General features: G+C 72.2%; 16 protein-coding genes, 2 pseudogenes and 1 riboswitch. Of the genes and pseudogenes, 10 read left to right on the plus strand and 8 right to left on the minus strand.

What is annotated here, in order from left to right; genetic code table 11:
* The 3 genes and pseudogenes from SSQG_RS38560 to fahA form a co-directional block, all read right to left on the minus strand.
* Positions 1-310 (minus strand): annotated as a pseudogene (locus SSQG_RS38560) (winged helix-turn-helix domain-containing protein); the annotation flags it as partial.
* Between the two features lie 128 nt (positions 311-438).
* Positions 439-1,377: a M56 family metallopeptidase gene (locus SSQG_RS23120; protein ID WP_003992264.1), complete on the minus strand. Its 939-nt coding sequence runs from the start codon at positions 1,375-1,377 to the stop codon at positions 439-441.
* 210 nt (positions 1,378-1,587) lie between these two features.
* Positions 1,588-2,806, minus strand: a pseudogene (fahA, locus tag SSQG_RS23125) (fumarylacetoacetase).
* Positions 2,807-3,126: 320 nt separating this feature from the next.
* Between fahA and SSQG_RS23130 the strand changes: the two are divergent.
* The 5 genes from SSQG_RS23130 to SSQG_RS23150 all read left to right on the plus strand — a co-directional run bounded on the left by SSQG_RS23130 (position 3,127) and on the right by SSQG_RS23150 (position 10,179).
* Positions 3,127-4,386 (plus strand): DegT/DnrJ/EryC1/StrS family aminotransferase, encoded by a 1,260-nt coding sequence (locus tag SSQG_RS23130; protein WP_003992266.1) that lies wholly within the window; start codon positions 3,127-3,129, stop codon positions 4,384-4,386.
* Positions 4,379-6,610 carry a lipopolysaccharide biosynthesis protein gene (locus SSQG_RS23135; RefSeq protein ID WP_052310334.1) on the plus strand — a complete coding sequence of 744 codons (2,232 nt, stop codon included), beginning with the start codon at positions 4,379-4,381 and terminating at the stop codon, positions 6,608-6,610. Before SSQG_RS23130 ends, SSQG_RS23135 begins: the two co-directional genes overlap by 8 nt.
* A gap of 205 nt (positions 6,611-6,815) precedes the next feature.
* Complete coding sequence (locus SSQG_RS23140) at positions 6,816-8,618, plus strand: hypothetical protein (protein WP_052310335.1); 1,803 nt, start codon at positions 6,816-6,818, stop codon at positions 8,616-8,618.
* Positions 8,615-9,055, plus strand: coding sequence for a hypothetical protein (locus SSQG_RS23145; RefSeq protein ID WP_039933463.1), 441 nt, complete (start codon positions 8,615-8,617; stop codon positions 9,053-9,055). Before SSQG_RS23140 ends, SSQG_RS23145 begins: the two co-directional genes overlap by 4 nt.
* Positions 9,052-10,179 (plus strand): glycosyl hydrolase, encoded by a 1,128-nt coding sequence (locus SSQG_RS23150; RefSeq protein ID WP_003992270.1) that lies wholly within the window; start codon positions 9,052-9,054, stop codon positions 10,177-10,179. Before SSQG_RS23145 ends, SSQG_RS23150 begins: the two co-directional genes overlap by 4 nt.
* 29 nt (positions 10,180-10,208) lie before the next feature.
* Here SSQG_RS23150 and SSQG_RS23155 read toward each other — a convergent pair whose 3' ends face one another.
* The 3 genes from SSQG_RS23155 to SSQG_RS23165 form a co-directional block, all read right to left on the minus strand.
* A complete protein-coding gene (locus tag SSQG_RS23155) occupies positions 10,209-10,964 on the minus strand; it encodes a polysaccharide deacetylase family protein (RefSeq protein WP_039935368.1) in 756 nt (251 codons plus the stop codon).
* Positions 10,965-11,185: 221 nt separating this feature from the next.
* Complete coding sequence (locus SSQG_RS23160) at positions 11,186-12,472, minus strand: glycosyltransferase (RefSeq protein WP_039933466.1); 1,287 nt, start codon at positions 12,470-12,472, stop codon at positions 11,186-11,188.
* A 40-nt stretch (positions 12,473-12,512) separates the two neighbouring features.
* Positions 12,513-13,598 carry a GNAT family N-acetyltransferase gene (locus SSQG_RS23165; RefSeq protein WP_003992273.1) on the minus strand — a complete coding sequence of 362 codons (1,086 nt, stop codon included), beginning with the start codon at positions 13,596-13,598 and terminating at the stop codon, positions 12,513-12,515.
* Between the two features lie 173 nt (positions 13,599-13,771).
* Between SSQG_RS23165 and SSQG_RS23170 the strand changes: the two genes are divergently transcribed.
* Entirely contained in the window at positions 13,772-14,620 is an 849-nt protein-coding gene (locus SSQG_RS23170) for a Cof-type HAD-IIB family hydrolase (protein WP_003992274.1), read from the plus strand.
* Here SSQG_RS23170 and SSQG_RS23175 read toward each other — a convergent pair.
* Positions 14,584-15,363 carry a transglycosylase SLT domain-containing protein gene (locus SSQG_RS23175; protein ID WP_003992275.1) on the minus strand — a complete coding sequence of 260 codons (780 nt, stop codon included), beginning with the start codon at positions 15,361-15,363 and terminating at the stop codon, positions 14,584-14,586. The two genes, SSQG_RS23170 and SSQG_RS23175, sit on opposite strands and share 37 nt — an antisense overlap.
* A 3-nt stretch (positions 15,364-15,366) precedes the next feature.
* A riboswitch (cyclic di-AMP (ydaO/yuaA leader) is annotated at positions 15,367-15,545 on the minus strand.
* 504 nt (positions 15,546-16,049) lie between these two features.
* On the opposite strand from SSQG_RS23175, the gene SSQG_RS23180 reads away from it, so the two are divergent.
* The 4 genes from SSQG_RS23180 to SSQG_RS23195 all read left to right on the plus strand — a co-directional run bounded on the left by SSQG_RS23180 (position 16,050) and on the right by SSQG_RS23195 (position 20,437).
* Positions 16,050-17,060: a polyprenyl synthetase family protein gene (locus SSQG_RS23180; RefSeq protein WP_003992276.1), complete on the plus strand. Its 1,011-nt coding sequence runs from the start codon at positions 16,050-16,052 to the stop codon at positions 17,058-17,060.
* Positions 17,061-17,291: 231 nt separating this feature from the next.
* Positions 17,292-18,542, plus strand: coding sequence for a LolA family protein (locus SSQG_RS23185; RefSeq protein ID WP_003992277.1), 1,251 nt, complete (start codon positions 17,292-17,294; stop codon positions 18,540-18,542).
* A 40-nt stretch (positions 18,543-18,582) separates the two neighbouring features.
* Entirely contained in the window at positions 18,583-19,569 is a 987-nt protein-coding gene (locus SSQG_RS23190) for an ABC transporter ATP-binding protein (RefSeq protein ID WP_003992278.1), read from the plus strand.
* Entirely contained in the window at positions 19,556-20,437 is an 882-nt protein-coding gene (locus tag SSQG_RS23195) for an ABC transporter permease (protein ID WP_003992279.1), read from the plus strand. Before SSQG_RS23190 ends, SSQG_RS23195 begins: the two co-directional genes overlap by 14 nt.
* Here SSQG_RS23195 and SSQG_RS23200 read toward each other — a convergent pair.
* On the minus strand, positions 20,434-21,021 hold the full coding sequence (locus tag SSQG_RS23200) for a flavodoxin family protein (protein ID WP_003992280.1): 588 nt from the start codon (positions 21,019-21,021) through the stop codon (positions 20,434-20,436). The genes SSQG_RS23195 and SSQG_RS23200 overlap by 4 nt on opposite strands.
* Positions 21,022-21,045: the final 24 nt, after the last annotated feature.

A 21,045-nucleotide genomic window follows, 5' to 3' on the forward strand; every position in this document is an offset into this window, starting at 1 on the left:
GGTACTTGTGGGCCACGAACACGGTGCCGACGCCGGGCTGGCGTTCGACGAGCCGCCTCGGCCCGCAGCAGGTCGAGTGCCTCGCGGACCGTGTTGCGGCTGGCGCCGTAGTCGGGTCCCCGAGGGTCGACTCGAGGGGGAGGGTGCCGTCGGGGAAGGCGTCGGCGAGCAGTTGGCGTCGCAACAGGTCGGCCAGTTGCCGTGCCCGGTCGGCGCGCAGCCGGCGCCGCGCGCGGTGGGCGGCGACGGTGGTCGCTGCTCCCTGTCCGGCGTGGTCTCGGATGCGGTCGGTAGGCATGGACCGGACCATATCTATCCGGTAGGAAAAGTAGTGTTGCGGGAATGTTGCGCCACCGGGAATGTGACCGGTTCGACCGTTGAACTGGGATTTCTGCGGGCCTGCGGAAAGATCTGCCACCGCCCCGCCGGCCGCTTCGGCTACGCCAACGCCGTCAGGCCCGGCGCGAACACGATCAGCAGGGGCAGCAGCGGTACCAGCGCGGCCGTGGTGGTGGTCAGGGCCCGGTGGCGACGGCCCAGCCGGGGCGGCGGTTCCAGGAGCCGGTCGACCCGCTCGCCCAGCAGGCGGTGGCTGGAGGCACAGGACAGGACACCGCGGTGCTGGTTCAGCTCGATCAGCGCCAGGGCCGTGGTCAGATGGCCGCAGCGGCGGGAGGCGGTGTCGTCGGCGGCCAGTTCGACCAGGCGGTGGGTCTGGTCGCAGAAGTGGGCGAACAGCGGGATGCGCGGGAACCCGGTGGCCAGGGCGGTGGACAGGTGCAGCAGCCAGTCGTGGCGGGCGCGGGCGTGGCCGCGCTCGTGGGTGAGGACGGCGTCGAGCTGGTGCTTGGTGAGGCGGTGCAGGGCGCCCGTGGTGACGATCAGCTGCGGCGGGTTGCCCGGCATCCACCAGGCGTCGGGGTACTCCTCCTCCAGCACGAGCAGGGGGCCTCGCGCGGCGCCCAGGCCCGCCGGCAGGTCGGGGGCGCGCTCGCGCAGGTGGGCGCGGGACTGGGCGCGACGCCGGCGCGCCTCGACGAGCTCCCGCGCGAGCATCGCGGTCGTCCAGGCGGCACCGCAGGCCAGCAGCAGCGTGAGCGCGGCGGCCCACGGCGGGGCGGTGGACAGGTCGTACGCCGCGGTCACGGCGGGCGGCGCCGGAGCGAAGAGCTGGGCGCGGACCGTGCCGAAGACGGCGGCGGCGCCCAGGGCGAGCGCCGTCACGCAGCACAGCAGGACGGTGGCGACCAGGCACTGCCACACCCACAGGCCGACCACCGGTTCCCGCTCGGGCCACGCCGACCGGGTCAGCGCACGGGGCACGGGCACGGCGGCCGTCACGGCGACAACGCACAGCAGGAGCAGGCAGACGGTCATTGCCACGGGCTCCGGTTCCTGGTCGGAAGAGGGCGGCTACGGGGCGTGCGGGGGAGGGCGCCTACGGGGGTCGTGCGAGGGAGGGCGGCCGCCGAGCGTGCGACGGCCTCCGTGTGCGGGCACACCGCCCGATGCCCAGTATGACGGGCCGGGCGGTGTGAGTCAGGGGTCGAACGCAGGTCGAACGCGAACAGAAGTGCCGGGAGGGCCTCATTCCGCTCCCGGTACCACCCGCCCCGTCACCTCGCCCAGCCCCACCCGCACGCCGTCCGGCCCGGGGGCCCAGGCCGAGAGGGTCACCACGTCGCCGTCCTCCAGGAACGTCCGCTTGCCGTCCGGGAGTTCGAGCGGGTCGCGGCCGTTCCAGGTCAGCTCCAGCAGGGAGCCGCGCTCGCGGTCGGCCGGGCCGCTGACCGTGCCCGAGCCGTACAGGTCCCCGGTGCGCAGGGAGGCCCCGTTCACGGTCATGTGGGCCAGCTGCTGGGCGGCCGTCCAGTACATGGTGGAGAAGGGGGGCTCGGAGACGACGTGGCCGTTGACGGCGACCGTGATCCGCAGGTCGTAGCCGCTGGGCTCCTCGTCGCTGTCGTCCAGGTACGGCAGCAGCTCGTGGGTCCGGGCCGGCGGGGCCACCCGGGCCTCCTCCAGGGCGTCCAGCGGAGTGATCCAGGCCGACACCGACGTGGCGAAGGACTTGCCGAGGAACGGGCCGAGCGGCACGTACTCCCAGGCCTGGATGTCGCGTGCGGACCAGTCGTTCAGGAGGCACAGTCCGAAGACGTGCTCGCGGAAGCCGCCGAGGGCCACCGGCGCGCCCATCCGGGACGGCACGCCCACGACGAAGCCGACCTCCGCCTCGATGTCCAGGCGGACGGACGGCCCGAACACGAGGGCGGTGTCCGTGGGCGCCTTGCGCTGGCCCGAGGGGCGCGCGACCTCCGTGCCCGAGACGACGACCGTGCCGGAGCGGCCGTGGTAGCCGATCGGCAGGTGCTTCCAGTTGGGGGTGAGGGAGTCCTCGGCGTCGGGGCGGAAGATCCGGCCGACGTTCCGAGCGTGGATAAACAAAGGCGTAGAAGTCCACGTAGTCCGCGACCTCGAAGGGGAGGTGCAGCGTCACCGAGGACAGGGGGTGGAACAGCGGTTCGACGGTCTCGCGGTGGGACGGCACGGTCACCCACGCCGTCAGCGCCCGGCGCACGTCCGACCAGGGCGTGCGGCCGGCGGCCAGCAGCGGGCCGAGATTCGGCTGCGCGAGCAGGGCGGCGTAGGGCGAGCCGAGGGCGTGGGCCGCCGCGCCCGCGTCCAGCACGTGGTCGCCGAGCCGGACGCCCACGGTCCGGTGCGCGGAGCCGGGGAGGGAGAACACGCCGTACGGCAGGTTGTGCGGGCCGAAGGGATCGCCCTCGGGTACATCGAAGGGGGGCATCGGGTGCTGCCTCGCTTTCGGGTGTGCCGTGTCGTCGCCACGTGTCCGTGGTCGTGCCACACGTTACGGGTGACACACCGGTCCTGGGCAGAGTCCGAGGGGGCGGACACGGACGAACGGGGCAGGTGGGCCCGGGGGATGCCGCGCGGAGCGGTTCCGGCCCGTCCGGACGCGGCGGACGGGACGGCACATTCGTACGAGCCGGAAGTTATCCACAGGACGCGACGCAATCTTGACGGAGCGGTGCGAACGGGGCGACTCTGGGCGGGTGCCGGAAGGCCTCGGGGAGGGGGCGTTCCGACGGCACACCAGGGGGGCGGATGGCCATTGGGGAGGCCGGTCCGGGCTCGACGCGGCATGGTTCACAGCCGGAACGGCTGGAAGAGACCATGCGCGCACGGCTCGGCCGGGAATGTGTGTACGTACCGTCGTGCCGCTTCGGGCTGTACGTGGCGCTGCGCCACTGGTGCCCGCCCGGCGGCCGGGTACTGATGTCGCCGGTCAACGACGACGTGATCTTCTTCGTCGTGCTCGCGGCCGGACTGCGCCCGGTGCAGGCGCCGTTGAGCCCGCTCGACGCGTCCATCGACGTCGACGCCGTGCCCGACGAGACGTGGCGCTCGGTGTCGGCCGTGCTCACCACGAACCTGTACGGGAACCCGGACCCGGCACCGCGACTGCGGGAGAAGTGCGACGCGCTGGGGATCCCGCTGTTCGAGGACGGGGCGCACGCCATCGGCAGCGCGGTGGGCGGACGGCCGGTCGGCGCCTGGGGCGAGGCCTCGGTGTTCAGCCTGTCCAAGCACGTGGGGGCCAAGGCCGGAGGCATGCTCTCCGTCGCCGACCCGGGGCTGCGGGAGGCGGTGGAGAAGACCTGCGCGGGACTGCTCACACCGAACCGGATCGGCTCCGAACTCGCCTACGCGCTCCGGCCGTACGCCGAGGCGACGGTGCGCGGGCTGCGGCTGCGGCGCGCCGCCTGGGCCGCGATCAGGCTGCTGGGGCTGGCGGACCGCGAGGAGATCCGCATGCCCCTGCGCCCGGACGAACTCGCACGGGCCGCCGACCTGGCCCCCGGACTCGACGCCCACCACCCGTGGGTCCGCGTCGACATGCACGACTACCGCCAGGAGTCCGGCCGGCTGCGGCTGCGGCGCATCGGGCGCAGACTCGACCGGCTGGACGACGTGCTGGACGCCTGCCGGGCGGGCACGGAGCTGCTGCTGTCCACGCCCTGGGCCAAGCCGCGCGAGGCGCACGGCACCCAGCCGTTGTTCCGCGTCCCGCTGTTCGTGGAGGACCGGGACGCGGCGATCGCGGCGCTCGCACGGCAGGGCATCGTCGTCGGCTACCTCTACGACCCGCCGCTGGACGACTACGCGGGCGCGGAGTTCACCGACCCCTCACCGGCGCCCGAGGGGGCCCGCTGGTTCGCGCGGCACGCGCTGCCCGTGGACCCGCTGCGGGCCAGGACGGTCGTCGAGGTGCTGGAGCGATCCGGGGCGCGGCCGGTCGAGGCGCCGGGAGAGCCGCCCCGCGGCGGACCGGCAGCGGGAGGGCTGGGGCAGTCCCTTGTCTGAGACCCAGGTGCACGAGCCCGCCACCACGCGCTCCGACGGTGGCGGACCACAACCTGCCGACAGCGGGCACACCCACGACTCGCTGTTCAAGAACGCCTACTTCCTCATGCTCAGCACCGGCGTCTCCGCCGTACTGGGCCTGGGGTTCTGGCTGGTGGCCGCCCGCTACTACTCCGAGGAGGCCGTCGGCCAGGGGTCCGCCGCCATCGCCGCGATGCGGCTGCTCGCCAGCATCACGGCCACGACCATGATCGGTGCCGTCGTCCGTTTCGTGCCCCGCGCGGGACGCGAGACCGGACGCCTGGTGTGGGGCACGTACGCGGCGAGCTCGCTGGTCGTGGCACTCGCCGCCGCCGTCTTCCTGCTCACGCTCGACGCGTGGGGAGCCTCGTACGCCCCGCTGGGCACACCCACGGCCGGGGCGGTGTTCGTCGCGGCGTGCGTGGCCTGGGCGCTGCTCACCCTCCAGGACGGAGTGCTCACGGGGCTGCGCAAGGCCGAGTGGGTGCCCGCCGGGAACGCGGTGTTCTCGGTCGGGAAGCTCGCCCTGCTGGCCGTCTTCGCCGGCACACTGCCCGTCCTCGGGATCTTCGTCTCCTGGGCGGTGGCGATCGCCTTCTCCACCCTGCCACTGGGCTGGCTGATCTTCCGCCGGCTCATCCCGCGCCAGGCGGAGCTCGACCGCGACAAAGAACCCCCGAAACTCCGCGACATGGGGCGCTTCCTCGCCGGCGACTCGCTGGGCGCGCTGTTCAGCCTGGCGATGATCAACCTGCTGCCGGTGATGGTCGCGGTCCGCTTCACCGCCGCGGAGAACGGCTACTTCTACGTGGCGTACACCGTCGGCGGCACCATGGAGTTCATGGCCATCAACATGGCCTCGTCCCTCACCGCGCACGCCTCGCACGACCCGCGACAGCTCGCCGACGGCGTCCGGGGCGCGCTGCGCCGGATGACCCTGCTGCTCGTCCCGGTCGTGGCTGTGCTGGTCCTCTTCGCCCCGTACATCCTCACGCCCTTCAGCCCGGACTACGCCGAGCACGGCTCGACGGTGCTGCGGCTGCTCGCCCTCGGCGCGCTGCCGCGGGTCGTCGTGGAGCTGTACATCGGCGTGCTGCGCGTCCAGGGGCGCACGGGTGTGCTGGCCGCGCTCCAAGGGGCCATGTGCGCCCTGGTGCTGGGCAGCGCGGCCGTGCTGTTCACCCCGGCCGGGATCGCGGGTGCCGGCTGGGCGGTGCTGCTGAGCATGACGCTGATCGCGGTCGTCTCCACGGCCGGACTGCGAGCGGCACTGCGCCACGACGACAGCGCGCCCGCCCCCCGTACGCCCGCCGACCCGTCCTACGGCACCCGCTGGGCGAAACTGAACGCCACCGCCGGGTACGGCACGAACTGGGCCCGCCGGGCCGCCTACCAGCCCAGGGACGGCGACGAGGACACGGTCACGTTGTTCATCGGCCGCCCGGGATACGAGCGTGAGGCGTTGCAGGCGGACACCCTGGCGCTGATCGTGCGGCCGGAGAGCCCCACCCGGGAACCAGCACCTCAGGAGCCCGGGAGAACGCCCCTGGACCAAGAGCCCCGGGAGCGGCGGCTGAGAGGTGCCCTCTGGAGCCTCCTCGGTGTCGCCACCGTCTTCTTCTGGGCGCCGCTGGCCGACCTGCCCTGGCTCGACGGCGCCACCGAAGCGGCACTGACGGGACGTCAACTGCTGGACGGCCTGCCGTTGCCGTCGCTCACCGCGGGAAGTCTGCTGCTGGTGGTGTTCGTCGCCGCGGTCACGGTGTGCACCCGGCGCGACCCGTGGCTGCCCGGCGCGGCGCTGTCCACCGCCCTGCTCGCCCTGTACGCCGCACCGGTCGCCCTCGGCCGGGAACCGCGGCCGGTGGACGGGGCGTTCTACGGGAAGACGGCCGGTTTCCTCGCGGACGTGCTGGGCCTGCACGGGCCCGAGCCGCTGCTGCGCTGGGCGCCGCCCGTCTGCCAGCTGCTGTGCCTCGTGCCGCTGTGGCTGCTGCTCGCGAGCGCGGGCGGACGGCTGCCCTGGCAGGGGCGCTGGGGGGTTCTGTATCTCGTCGCGGTCGGCGGCTGGGTGTGGCGCGAGGCGCTCGCCCCCGTCGCGCCGCCGCTGCTTCTCGCACTCGCCGTACTCGCCGCACTCGTCCGGGTCCGCCGACTGACCGCTTTCCAGGGCCGAAAAACAGGCCGAAACAAGCTGACATAGGCCGAACTGAGCCGAACAGAGCCACACAGAGCCGAACCGCCAGGGGGGAACCACCGTGCGTCCGCCAGCAACTCCACGGGAGAGATCCACGCCGGAACCCACGCCCGCGCGGGGCGAGGCGGACCTGTCCGGGACCACCCCCGAGACCTCCAGCCAGTCCTCCAGCCCCTCGTCCTCGGAGTCGTCGAGCCCCGCCCATGAGCCCGTGACGGACCTGTCCGACCTGGCCCCCGCCTGGACCGCGGGGCGCGCGTTCGCCTGGCCCGGTGCTCCGCTGCTCGTCGCGCTCGCGCTCTGGGCGTACGCCGTGCGGCACACCGACGTCTCGCGACTCGACGACTACGGACTGGTCACCGCGCTGCACCCGGCGTTCTGGGCCGGCCTCGTGGTGCTCACCACCGGCTTCTGGTTCACGGTCCGCGACCCGAGCCGGCCTGGCCGCTGGGCGGCGGGGTACGTCCTCGGACTGCTGGTGATGGAGCGGGCCACCCAGGCCGTGGTCTACCCGACCCCGCTGTACGCCTGGGCGTGGAAGCACGACGCGGTCATCGACCACCTGCTGACGGCGGGCGGCCTCCAGACGGCCGACCAGGTCGGCGACATGGCCGTGTACGACCAGTGGCCGGGCTTCTTCGCCGCCCAGGCCGCCCTGGTGCGGCTGCTGGGCGTGGACTCGGCGGCGATGTTCATGGCCTGGTGGCCCCTGGTCTCCAGCCTGATGCTGATGCTCCCGCTGCTGCTGATCTACCGCACCTTCACCGAGGACCGGCGGCTGATCTGGACGGCGGTCTGGCTCTTCTACGTCGCCAACTGGGTGGGGCAGGACTACTTCTCCCCCCAGTCCGTCGCCTACGCGCTGCACGTCGGCGTCCTGGCGGTGGTCCTGCGCCGCTTCGGCCGGTCCGCCGTGCGCGACGGGTGGCCGCGGCAGGCCGTGTGGACGGTGGTGATCACCGTCCTGCTCGTGGCGATCGTCATCTCCCACCAGCTCACCCCGGGCATGCTGGTCGTCTGTCTGCTCGCCCTGTGCCTCACCCGCCGCTACCGCGACTGGGTCCCGCTGGCCACCACCGCGGTGATCTTCCTGGCCTGGTGCCTCACGGCCGCGCTGCCCTTCCTGTCCGCGGCGATGCCGGACATGATCCGTTCCATCGGGGACGTGGGCGCCAATGTCGAGACCGGCTACGGTGCCACCCCGACCGGCACCGGGGCGATCGCGACCTCCTGGGCGGCCCGGCTGCTGTCGGGCTCCGTCCTGCTGCTCGCGGGGATCGGCGTGCTGCGGCAGCGGGTGCTGCGCCATCGCGCCCTGCCCCTGCTGCTGATCGCCGCGGCCCCGCTGCCGATGTTCGCGGCGAGCAGCTACGGCAGCGAGATGATCTTCCGGGTGCTGCTGTTCATGCTGCCCGGCGCCGCCTTCTTCGCCGCCGCCGCGCTGCTGCCCAAGGTCCGTACGCTGGCCGCCGACGCCGCCGCACAGGGGGCCCGCGGTTCTGCCGAGAGCCGCCGGCGGGGGATCGTCACCTGGGTGCCGCTGACCGCCCTGCTCCTCGGCACTCTGGCGTTCGTCCCGAGCTACTCCGGCAAGGACCGGATCAACTACTTCCCGCCCCAGGAAGTGAACCTGGTACGGCAGCTCTTCGACCAGGCGCCCGACGGCTCGCTCGTGGTGGCCGCCAACCGCAACTACCCGCTCGCGTACGCCTCCTACGGGAGCATCGACCACTACTGGTTCCTCGACGACGGCCGCAGTCACGTCGACCGGATCGTCAAGAGCCCGGCCGCCACCCTCGCCAGGGACATGGCCGGGGTGGAGCGGCCGGCCCGGGCCTACTTCCTGCTCACCCAGGGCCAGTCGGCCAACTCCGAGATGAACGGACAGCTCGACAGGGCGCAACTGGACCGCATCCAGAAGTCCGTCGCCGCCTCACCACGGTTCCGGCTCGTGGCGGAGAACAGCGCCGGATGGCTCTACGTACTGAAGCAGACCGGGGGAGCGGAGCGATGACACCGCAGGAACTCGTGGTCCGGATGCTGCCGCCGTTCGGCGGCTGGCTCGCGCTTGCCGCGCTCGCCCTGCCCGGCGGGGCGCCGCTGCGGGGCGCCGCGGTCGTCCTCTTCCTGGCGGCCGGGCCGGGTGCCGCCGCCGTCAGAGTCTGCGCCCCCGCGCTGGGGGCGCGGCCCGCCGAAGGGCCCGTCGAGCGGCGGGAGGCGGACTTCGCCCGCCACAGCGACCTGCTGGAGCGGCTGATGCTGGTGCTGTTCCTCAGCATCGGTGCCGTGATGCTCGTCGCGACCGTACTGATCGCCACGCACACCTTCAGCGCGCAGCGGGTGCTGCTGACGCTGACCCTGCTGACCACGCTCGCCGCGTTCTGTCCGCCGCTGCGCGCCTCCCCCGCGCCCAGGACGACGCCGAGGACACCGAAGGGTTCCGCTCAGTGAGGTTCGACCGCCCCCACCGTCCCGACCGCTCCCGCCGTTCCGACCGCCCTCACCGTTCCGTTCGCTCGCACCGCCCGTTCGCGTCGAGTCGCCGCAGGCTGCTGATCACGTCCGCCACGGTCGTCAGCGCCGTCCTGGTCGCCCTGCTCGCCCTGCGGAACGCCTCCGGACCGGAACCGGGAGCCACCGGTTCCCGCGCGGACTGCCGCCCCACCGCACTCCTGGAACCGCCCTGCGGCGCCTGGTTCGGGGCGTTCGTGCCGCACGACCGGGACGACCTCCCGCAGAAGGTGCGCGCCTACGAGGAACGCGTGGGCCGCAAGCTCGACATCGTGTACACGTACCACGACATGTCCCTGGCCCGGGGCGCCCGCCGGGAGGGCCAGCTGCTCACCCCGGAGGAACGCCGCGTCGGCGAGGACCACCTGCTGCTGCTGTCCTGGGAGAGCAAGTGGTGGGGCGGCACGAAGCAGCAGCAGCCCACGTGGAAGCAGATCGCGGCAGGCGAGCTGGACAAAACCGTCATCGACGTCCAGGCCGAGCGCATCAGGGACTACGGCAAGAAGGTCTTCCTCTCCTTCGACCTGGAGATGGACACCCGCACCCCGGCCAACGGCACCCCCGCCGACTACGTGAAGGCGTACCGGCACATCCACGACCGGTTCCGCGCGCTGGGCGTCGACAACGTCGTGTGGACGTGGATCACCACCGGCTACCTCGACCACGCCGACGAGATGAAGCGGATGTACCCCGGCGACGACTACGTCGACTGGATCGGCTACAACCAGTACAACTACTACCGCTGTCACAGCGCGGACTGGATGACCTTCGCGCAGACCCAGAACACCGTGCACGACTGGATCCGCGAGCACATCTCCGACGACAAGCCGCTGATGCTCTCCGAGTTCGGCACCGCGCAGGACCCGAGCCGCCCGCAGCGGCAGGCCGAGTGGTACGCGCAGGTGCCCGGGGTGCTGAAGGGCCTGGAGGGCGTCAAGGCCGCCCTCCAGTGGAACTACCGCGACCCCGGACCGCACTGCGACCTGGCGCTGGCGAACGACGCGGCCTGGAACAGCCTGCGCAAGGCGGTCGCCGACCCGTACCTCAACCAGCCGCTCAAGTAACCGAGGACAGGGTCAGCCCGAGGACAGGGTCAGCCCGCGAACTCGGGCCCGCGCACCACCGCGCGGGCCCGCCGGTACCACCGCCACCCGATCGTCTTCGGCCCGTCCCGGTAGGGCGCGACCCGGGCGCCCGCCCCCGCCAGCCAGCCCTCGACGTCGGCGACGGTGTGGCTGCGCCGCACGATGAGCCGGGCGATGCGGTAGCGCTCGTCGCGGTCCGAGCTGAGCGCGTGCCGTACCGCGGTCGCCGTCTCGTAGCCGGCCCGGGCCGACATGGCCCGCACGCGCGGGCTGTTGTAGCCGTGCGGATAGGCGAGATGGCGTATCTCGTGCCCGAGGGCGTCCTCCAGCACGGCCTTCGACGAGCGCAGTTCGTGGGCCAGGTCCTTGCCAGGCAGGGTGTCGAGTTGGGCGTGCGTGACCGTGTGGCTGCCGATCTCCATGCCGGAACGTTCCAGCTCCGCCGCCCGGTCCAGGGCCATCATCGGGGCGGGCGGCAGCAGACTGCGCCCGCCCGGGGCGATGGCGCCGGTGGTGAGATAGGCCGTGGCCGGCAGGCCGCGCCCGGCCAGGGCCTCGGCGGTGGGGCCGGGCAGATCGGCGAAGCCGTCGTCGAAGGTGAGCAGCACGGGCCGGGACGGCAGGGGCGCCCGGCCGGTCAGATGATCGGCGAGCGTACTGATCGTGACGGGCGTACGGCCGCTGTCGACCACGGCGTCGAGATGGGCCGCGAACTCCCGCGGGGTGACCGTGAACTCGGCGATCCAGCCGGGCGGGTCGTCCATCACGGCGTGGTAGAGGAAGACGGGGATCGCCGAAGTGCCGACCGCACCCGCCGGGGCCGTCGCACCCTCTGGGGCTGTCGCACCCTCTGGGGCCACCGCACCCCCTGGGGCCACCGCACCTCCTGGGGCTGTCGCACCCCCCGAGGCCGTCGCACCCCCCAGGGCCGTAGGGCCGTCACCCTCCCGCGCACCCCGCTCCGCCCGGCCTCTGCCGTCGGTCCTCATCTCGCCCCCCGCACAGTCGCGCGCAGCGCCCGCCGCGCCTTCAGATAGCCGACCGGCCCGTACACCATCCCCCTGCGCTGCAACCGCGACAGCCGCCGTGGCCACGGATGCGTGCGCACGTCGTGGTCACCCGGCGTGCCACCGCCGCCCGTCCCCTCCGTCTCGCGCACGGCGGTCAGCGCGCGGGCGTGGGCGAGGCCGCGGGGCAGCCGGGCGAGGAACGCCGGCAGCAGGGCGGGCCGGTTGACGAGCACCGCGGTGAGGTAGGCGGTGAGCCCGGCGCCGTAGCCGTACGCCTGCGTCTCCAGGTCCCGCCAGGTCTCCCGGTGGTGGTGCCACACCAGCGCGTACGGCGTGTAGCGCAGCCGGTGGCCCTGGGCCAGGACGCGGACGAAGCCGTAGAGGTCGTCGCCGCCCCGGGCGGCCGTCCCGGCCCCGGTGGCCGGGTCGAAACCGCCGACGGACCGCAGGGCCGCCGTCCGGAAGGCCATGTTGGCGCCGGAGCCGAACCGCCCGGCCGTGAACGGGAACAGCGGCTCGTCGACCGGCGGGTCCGCCGGGTCGTACGTCCTTGGGGTGAAGCCTTTCGCGAAGCCGCCGTGGCTCTCCAGCAGCACCTGGGCCGGGGTGGTCAGCCGCGCGGGCAGGATCAGCCCGGTGGCACAGCCCAGTCCCGCGTCGGCGGTGAAGGGCGCGGTGAGCTCGGTCAGCCAGCGCGGGTCGGCGACCACGTCGTCGTCGGTGAAGGCGACCACCTCGCCCCGGGCGGCCGCCAGCCCCGCGTTGTGCGCGACCGCGAGTCCGGGCACCGGCTCGCACAGGTACCGCACGCGCTCGGCGTACTTCCGCTCGACCAGCTCCCGTGTCTCACCCGTCACGGGCGCGTTGTCGACGACGACGATCTCGAAGCGCGGATGGTCCTGCGCCAGCAGCGAGTCCAGCGCGCGGGCCAGCTGCCCGGCACGCTCCCGGGTGGCCACGACGACACTCGTGTACGGCGGCTCCCCGGGCTCGTCACCGACGGCCGGCGCGCACTGCGCCCGCCCACGCTCCGCCAGCACGGCAGGTGCGTCCGCCCCCTCCGACACCCGCCCGAGCAGCGTGCCGACGGGCCGGCCACCTCGCCTGACCAGCACGAACACCGCTCCGCTCGTCACCGGCGGACTCCCCGGACCCGGTCTGAGCACCGCCTCCGGACCATCGAGGTCCAACTCGGCGACCTGCACCGCCCCGATGTCCAGGAACCGGCGTATCTCCTCCCGCGCACGCGCCGAACGAGCCATGCGCCCTCCCCCCACTCGTGTCGGTACGACCTCACTCGGGTCAGGTGCGGCGCAGCCGGGCCGCGCCCTTCAGGGTCCGCGCCGCCAGCGCCGCGAGCCGCGGCCGGCCGCGGACGAAGCTGTGCGCGCGGCGCGCCGGCTCGCGGCTCAGCCAGTGCAGCGCCGCGCCCGCCCCCGGACGCGTCACCGCGCCCTCGTACACGGGCAGTTCGCCCGTCTTCAGCGCGTCCTTGTACTCGGCCGCGCCCCGCCCCAGGTCGAGCATGCCGATGCCTTCGGCGGCCGCCGCCTCGGCCATGCGCAGATGCAGCACCAGACCCGGCGAGTACTTCGAGAACTCCGGGTCGTAGGCCGGGAACCAGCAGGCCAGGACCGACGCCGAACGCAGCCCGAAGTGCGCGGCGACGGGCCGCTCACCCGCGTACAGCACGGACAGCGTGCCGCTGCACTCCGGCGCCCGGGTCCCGGCCAGCCGGCCCACGAGCCGGGTGATCCACTCCTGCGCGAACCGGTCCCGGCGGCCCGTCCTGCGGTACTGCGCCGACTTCCACTCCATGAGCGTGCGCAGCGCGGCCGGGTCACGCTCGTCGAACACGAACCGTGGCTCGCCGACCTGCCGCCCCAGCCTGCGCTCCTTGGCCAGGGTGGTCTTCAGGAACTTCGGCGACTGCGCGCGCAGCACCGACTCGTAGGTCTCGTAGCCCTTCTCGATGTCGATGACGAAGGTGGCGTACTCCTCCGCCGCGTACCGGACGAAGAGCCGCTGCTCGGCCTCCAGGTTGTCGAAGGCGAAGCTGGACACCGAGCAGGCCCGCAGCAGTTCGCCCGTCTCCAGGTCGAGGCCCGGCCGCAGGATCGCGCCCTGCGCGTCCGAGACGCCGAGTCCGATCGCCCGGCCCTGTCCCCACCGCCCGCGCTCGTAGGGCAGGAAGCCGGCCGGCTCCAGCCCCTCGTACACCACCGCGACCCGCGCCTGCGGCCGCACCCGGCCCACGGCTTCGGTGAACTCCGGTTCCATGAAAGGGTTGCGCGGTGCTTCCGACGCCGCGCGCAGCGCTCGCCAGCGCTCCCTCTCCGCCTCGCCGAGCTCCCCGGCCCCGGCCACACGAATGCGCCCACTGCTCAACCTGACCCCCCGATCAAGTCCCCCCTGGACACTTGGAAGGTACCGCTCGGGACGGCCTCACGGGTAGGTAGCGGACCATGTTGTTGCCAACTGGTGCAGAGGGGCCCTCAACCGGGCAATCGGTGTCAGCCGCGCGGTGAAACGAACCGGCGCGCTGTCCGTATTCTCTGATCATGGCCGCACCCATCGCATATTCACTCATCGCCACCGACCTGGACGGGACGCTGCTGCGCGGCGACGACACCCTCTCCGACCGGTCCCTCGCCGTGCTCGCGCGGGTGGCGGAGGCAGGTGCCCAGCACCTCGTGGTGACGGGCCGGCCGGCGCCGAGAGTGCGGCCGCTCCTCGACGTCCTCGGTTGTACGGGGCTCGCGGTGTGCGGCCAGGGCGCGCAGGTGTACGACGCCGGCGCGGACCGGCTGCTGTGGTCCATCACCCTGGACCGGGAACTGGCGGAGACCGCGCTCGGCAAGATCGAGGCCGAGGTGGGGGAGGTGTACGCCGCGGTCGACCAGGACGGGGTCGACGGGCTGACGCTCATCGAGCCGGGCTATCTCATGCCGCACCCGACCCTGCCCGCCGTGCGGGTCGAGCGGCGCGAGGACCTGTGGTGCGAGCCGATCAGCAAGGTGCTGCTGCGCCACCCCTCGCTGTCGGACGACGAGTTGGCGGCGACGGCCCGCTCGGTGGTCGGCTCACTGGCGACGGTGACGATGTCGGGGCCCGGCACGGTCGAACTCCAGCCGTGCGGCATCACCAAGGCGACGGGCCTGGCGCTGGCCGCCGAGCATCTGGGGCTGCGGCCCGCGGACACCATCGCCTTCGGCGACATGCCCAACGACATCCCGATGTTCGACTGGGCCGCCCACGGCGTCGCCATGGCCAACGCCCATCCCGAACTCAAGGCCGTGGCCGACGAGGTCACGCTGTCGAACGAGGACGACGGCATCGCCGTCGTCCTCGAGCGACTGCTGGGCGGAGCGGATCAGTACGGGCCGTTGACGTTGTCGATCGAGCCGTAGCGGGCAGCCGCGTAGTTGCAGGCCGCGGTGATGTTGGCGACCGGGTCGTACGGGTCGAAGGAGGTGCCGGCCACGTGGTAGGCGGCGAACGTCGGGTCGATCACCTGGAGCAGGCCCTTGGACGGGGTGCCCGCGACGGCGTTCGAGTCCCAGTTGTTGATCGCCTGGGGGTTGCCGGACGACTCACGCATGATGTTGCGGTAGATGCCGTCGTAGGACCCCGGGATGCCCTTCTGCGCCATGATGTCCAGCGCCTCGTGGATCCACCCGTCGAGGTTGTTCGCGTACGTCTTCGCGGAGGCCGGGGTGGCCTGGGCGACGCCCGTGGCGGGCTTCGTGGCCGGCTTGGCGGGGGCGGACGACTTGGTCGCCTGCTTCTCGGCGGCGTCCGCCTTGGCCGTCTTCACCTTCAGCTTCAGACCCGGGTGGATCAGCTTCGGGCTGTCGCCGACGGCGGCGCGGTTGTCCTTGTAGAGCTGCTTCCAGCCGCCCGACACGTCGTACTTGTCCGCGATGCGGTAGAGCGTGTCGCCCTTGACCACGGTGTACGTCAGGGACTTGGCGGGCTGGGCCGCCTGCCGCACGGACTGTGCGGCGGCGGGGGCGCTCTGGGGCTCGGCGGCGCTCGCGTGCGTCGCGCCGAGGAGCGGAAGGGTGAGTGCCGCTCCGCCGGTGCCGACGGCTACGACACCTCGGGTGAGCGGGCTGGTTCTGATGCGACGGTGCTTGCCTCGTCCGGCCATGGCGATGTTCCTCTCCGGCGCCTGCGAGGTGAGCTGTCGGGTTCGGGCCGGGAGGTGCCCGGCCGCGTACGGCGTCGTGCTGCCGTACGCGGCTTCACCCCGAGCCGGTCCGCTGTGCGGACCGGCGACTTACCTGGGTCCCCCGCTCCTGCCCTGCGTGAGTGAGTCGGTGTGTGTGGGGTGTCCGGGCGGCGGCAGGATTCGGCGGTCCGCCGGACAAGCCGGGAACGTATGCGAGAGCACATGTCGGGAACAAGCACCGGAGTCACACAACGCGCCGGTTGACCTTGGTCTGGGGAGTTTGGGGTACTTGATCCTTTGCGGGAGCCAAGGCTCAACTGGCTTTCGGCGGAAGGGGGTACGGGTTGGTGTCGGAGTGGGCAGTCAAAAGGGGCGACGTGACCGAACTCACTGATCACGAGCCTGTGGGGCAAATGCCAGCAAAGGGAATTCGCTTAAGCAACCTGGCAAATCGTGTATATCTCGCTACCTCCCGGTAAGTCGATAAATGTCTGTTCTTATGGCCTGATCGAAAACATGGAGCTCGTGATCGGATACCACCCGGCCTGTAACCATGGGCGCTGGCAGTGATCGAAACGTGACCGGATACGCTGACTCGAGTGATGGCAGCGACCTATCGACAATCCGCGTAATCACCGGCAGACACAGCAGACAGGAGACCCCTCGTGACCGACGTCGGGCCGTTCGGGCTGAGCGTGCGGGACCAGGCTCTGGAAGCCGATGTCCAGGCCGGGTTGGCGGCTGTCGAGGAAGGCTTGTTCGAGGCCACCAAGAGTGAGGTGCCCTTCATCACGGAGGCCGCCCAGCACCTGGTGCGGGCCGGCGGCAAGCGGTTCCGCCCGCTGCTCGTGATGCTCTCCGCCCAGTTCGGTGACCCGTACGCGCCCGGGATCGTGCCGTCGGCCGTCGTGGTCGAGCTGACGCACCTCGCCACGCTGTACCACGACGACGTGATGGACGAGGCGACGGTGCGCCGCGGGGTGGCGAGCGCCAACACCCGCTGGGGCAACTCCGTCGCGGTCCTCACCGGCGACTTCCTCTTCGCCCGCGCCTCGCACACCCTGGCCGACCTCGGCCCGGAGGCGGTCCGCGTGCAGGCCGAGGCGTTCGAACGGCTGGTGACCGGGCAGATCCTGGAGACGGCCGGGCCGCAGGACGGCCGCGACCCCGTCGAGCACTACCTGGACGTGCTGGCCGGCAAGACCGGTTCGCTGGTGGCCGTGTCGTGCCGGTTCGGCGCGATGATGTCCGGCGCCGACGAGACGACCGTGGACGTGCTGACCCAGTACGGCGAGCGGCTCGGCGTCGCCTTCCAGCTCGCGGACGACGTCCTGGACATCGCCTCCGACTCCCACGAGTCCGGCAAGACGCCCGGCACCGATCTGCGCGAGGGCATCCCCACGATGCCGGTGCTGCGGCTGCGCGAGCAGGCGGCCCGGCTCGGGCTCGCGGACGACGTCGCCCTGTGCGAGCTGCTGGACTCCGACCTCACCGACGACGCACGGCACGCCGAGGCCCTGCGCCTGCTGCGGGCCCACCCGGCGCTGGAACAGGCCCGGCGGGACACCGTCCGCTACGCCCAGGACGCCCGTTCGGCCCTGGCGCCCCTGCCGGAGTGTGCCGCGAAGGCGGCTCTCGTGGAGCTGAGCGACGCCGTGGTGCACCGCGCCGGCTAGTCCTGGTCCGCCCCCGACCCTTACGGGTCGGGGGAGACGCCGCGCCTGCGTGTCATACCCCAGCAGTACGTGGAGTTGAGCCCGCGGTCTGACGTATCTCCCCGGCCGATTTGGTCAGATGGAGACCACGGAAGAACACCACTCCTCACCTGTTCGGGTGAGAATGGCGGCTCAGGGACGAGTGCGTGGACGACACGGACAGCCGCCGCCGACCACGGAGGTAGGGCACACATGGCACCGTACGCATCCGACGAGAACACGACCGCCGGGGAGGGCGACGAGCAGCGCTCCGGGCGGCGCAAAGCCGCGCGGTACGTCGTCCCGGTCACGGTGGTGGGGGTGGCGGCCGCGACGATCGGCCTGGTCCCCGCACTCGCCGACTCGGGCGATCCCGACCTCCCGAAGATCACGGCGCAGCAGCTCATCGAGAAGATCGCGAAGTCGGACGTGCAGCAGCTGTCCGGCACGGTGAAGATCAGCACGGATCTCGGACTGCCGGACCTCGGCGGGCTGGAGAGCAGCCTGATGTCCGGTGCGGCGAGCCCGGACGAGGGCGGTTCCTCCGCCGACCCGACGTCCAAGCTCACGGAACTCGCCTCCGGCACGCACACCCTGCGCGTCGCGCTCGACGGCCCGGAGAAGCAGAAGCTGTCGCTGCTGGAGAACGCCGCCGAGTACAGCGTCGTCCACAACGGCAAGGACGTCTGGGGCTACGACAGCAAGTCCAACGAGGTCTACCACGGCACGGCCGCGCAGGGCCCGGAGCACGAGAAGGAGCAGCCGCCGGCCACGCCGAAGGACTTCGCCGAGGAGGCCCTGAAGGCCGTCGACGACACGACCTCCGTGACCGTGGACGGCACCGCCCAGGTCGCCGGCCGGGACGCCTACAAGCTGCTCATCAAGCCGAAGCAGTCCGGCTCCACGGTCGGCGCGATCACCGTCGCGGTGGACGCGAAGACGGGGACGCCGCTGAAGTTCACGCTGACTCCGGCGGGCGGTGGCGCCGCCGTCGTCGACGCCGGCTTCACCCAGGTGAGTTTCGACCGGCCGGCCGCGTCGACCTTCGACTTCACCCCGCCGAAGGGTGCGAAGGTCACCGAGGAGAAGGTCACCGAGGAGAAGGCCATCGAGGAGAAGGCCTCCGCCGGGGCCGGGGCGCGCGAGCACGCCGAGCACGCCCCGAAGGCCGGGGAGGACCTGGGCAAGGGCTTCGGCGGTCTGGACGGCATGAAGACCCTCGGCGAGGGCTGGAACGCCATAGCCGTCCTCGACACCGGCGGCGAGGGCGTGCCCTCCGGCAAGGCCGGCGGCGACCTCGGCGGCTTCATGAACTCGCTCGGCGACAAGGTCACCGGCAAGTTCGGCTCGGGCACGGTCTTCTCCACCCGCCTCGTCAACGCCCTGATCACCGACGACGGCAAGGTCTACGTGGGCGCGGTCACCAAGGACGCACTCGTGAAGGCGGCCGACGCCGGCAAGTAGGTCCCGCACGCCACGGGACGCCGAGAGAACGAGGAAGCCGATGCCCGAACAGCCCGCCGCGCGGTCGCAGGAGAGCGGCGCGAGTGCCGTGGGTGGCGAGGCGGTCATCGCCACCCGGGGGCTCACCAAGCGCTATCGCGGCGGGCAGCTCGCTGTCGACGGGCTCGACCTGACCGTCCCGGCGGGCAGTGTCTTCGGCTTCCTCGGGCCCAACGGCTCCGGCAAGACCACCACCATCCGCATGCTGATGGGTCTCATCGAGCCCACCTCCGGCACGGCACGGGTGCTCGGCCGGCCCATGCCCCGGGCCACCCGCGCCGTGCTGCCGCACGTCGGCGCCCTCATCGAGGGCCCGGCCCTGTACGGCTTCCTCTCCGGCCGCGACAACCTCATCCGATACGACTCCGCCGACCCGGCCGCCGACCCGCGCACCCGGCGTGCGCGGGTGGCCGCGGCGCTGGACCGGGTGGGCCTGACGGCCGCCGCCGGCAAGAAGGCCAAGGCCTACTCGCTGGGCATGAAACAGCGCCTGGGCCTCGCGGCCGCGCTGCTCCAGCCGCGCCGGCTGCTCGTGCTCGACGAGCCGACCAACGGCCTCGACCCGCAGGGCATGCGCGAGATCCGTACCCTCGTACGGGAACTGGCCTCGGACGGCACGACCGTCTTCCTCTCCTCCCACCTGCTCGACGAGATCGAGCAGGTCTGCACACACGCGGCCGTGATGGCACAGGGCCGCCTGATCACCCAGGGCCCGGTCGCCGAACTGGCCGCCGGGGCACGCGGCCGGCTGGTGGTGACGACACCGGACCCGGCGGAGGCGGCCCGCGTGCTGAAGGAGCAGGGCGTCGGCGACGTGGTCGTGACCGACGACCGGGTGACCGGGGAACCACCGGACCGCGACCTCGCCGACGTGAACACCGCGCTGGTCACCGCGGGAGTCCGGGTACGCGGCTTCACGGTCGAACGGGCCTCGCTGGAGGACGCGTTCGTGGCACTGACGGGGGAGGGGTTCGATGTCGCGGGCTGACGTCGTGGAGAGCGCACGCCCGGTGAGCCCGCTGTGGACCTTCGGGTTGCTGCGCAACGAGCTCACCACCACCTTCCGCCGCTGGCGCACCCTCGCGCTGCTGGCCGTGCTGGCGGGCGTGCCCGTCCTGGTGGGCATCGCCGTCAAGATCGAGACGGGCGACGGTTCGTCACCCGGCGGCGGCGGAGGCGGCGGAGGACCGGCCTTCATCTCCCAGATCACCAACAACGGCCTGTTCCTCGTCTTCACCGCCCTGGCCGCCACGCTCCCGTTCTTCCTGCCGATGGCCATCGGTGTCGTCGCGGGCGACGCGATCGCCGGCGAGGCGAACGCCGGCACGCTGCGCTACCTGCTGGTCTCCCCGGCGGGCCGTACCCGTCTGCTGCTCACCAAGTACGCGACGGTCGTGCTGTTCTGCCTGGCCGCCACCCTCGTCGTCGCCGTCTCGGCACTGACGGTGGGAGCACTCCTCTTCCCGCTCGGCGACCTGACGACCATCTCCGGCACACACATCAGCTTCGCCGAAGGCCTGGGCAGAGCCCTGCTGATCGCCCTGGTCGTCGCCGCGTCACTGATCGGCGTCGCGGCGCTCGGCCTGTTCGTCTCGACGCTGACCAACAGCGGCATCGCGGCGATGGCGACCACGGTGGGACTGCTGATCACGGTCCAGATCCTCGACCAGATCCCGCAACTGCACGCCCTCCAGCCGTACTTCTTCTCGCACTACTGGCTGTCCTTCGCCGACCTCATGCGCGAACCGGTCTACTGGGACGACCTAGCCAAGAACCTCGGCCTCCAGGCCCTGTACGCGGCGGTGTTCGGCTCGGCGGCCTGGGCGCGCTTCACGACGAAGGACATCACGGCCTAGCGCTCCTCCTCGTACAGGAACCGGGCGAGGGGCGCCTCCTGCGCGAAGAACGTCTTGGCGCGGGTCAGTGCCTCGGTGTCGTTCAGCACGTCACCGGGCTTGCTGCCGTTGCCGAGCAGCACCCCGCCGAACCGCATCCCCAGGTACGCCGCCGAGTTGTTGAGCGTCCCGACCAGCGGGTCGGCCACCACCTCCTCCCGGTGCGCGAGCGCGGTGACGCCCCACAGGGTGCGTCCGGCCATGGTCGCCTTGAAGTCGAGGCCGGGCGTGCGCAGCCAGCCCGACCAGTGGTCGAGGTAGCGCTTGGTGTGCGCGGAGACGGAGTACCAGTACAGGGGCGAGGCGATCACGAGGTCCGTGGCCGCGAGGGTGGCGTCCAGCAGGAGGGCGAGGTTGCCCTCGGTCGGGCGGACGTGGTCGCTGTCGTGCCGCAGGTCCTCGAAGTCGGGGATCGGGTGCTCGGCGAGGTCGATCCACTGCTGTTCGACGTCCGGCGGCAGCTGCTCGGCGGCCCGGCGGGCCAGCAGCTCGGTGTTGCCGTCGGAGCGGGCGCTGCCCAGGACGAAAAGGAAGCGGCGGGTCATGGGAGTCCCCCAGAAGGTAGGCGT

Origin of the sequence: Streptomyces viridochromogenes DSM 40736 (assembly GCF_000158955.1) — a bacterium.
In the GTDB taxonomy this organism is placed as follows: domain Bacteria; phylum Actinomycetota; class Actinomycetes; order Streptomycetales; family Streptomycetaceae; genus Streptomyces; species Streptomyces venetus.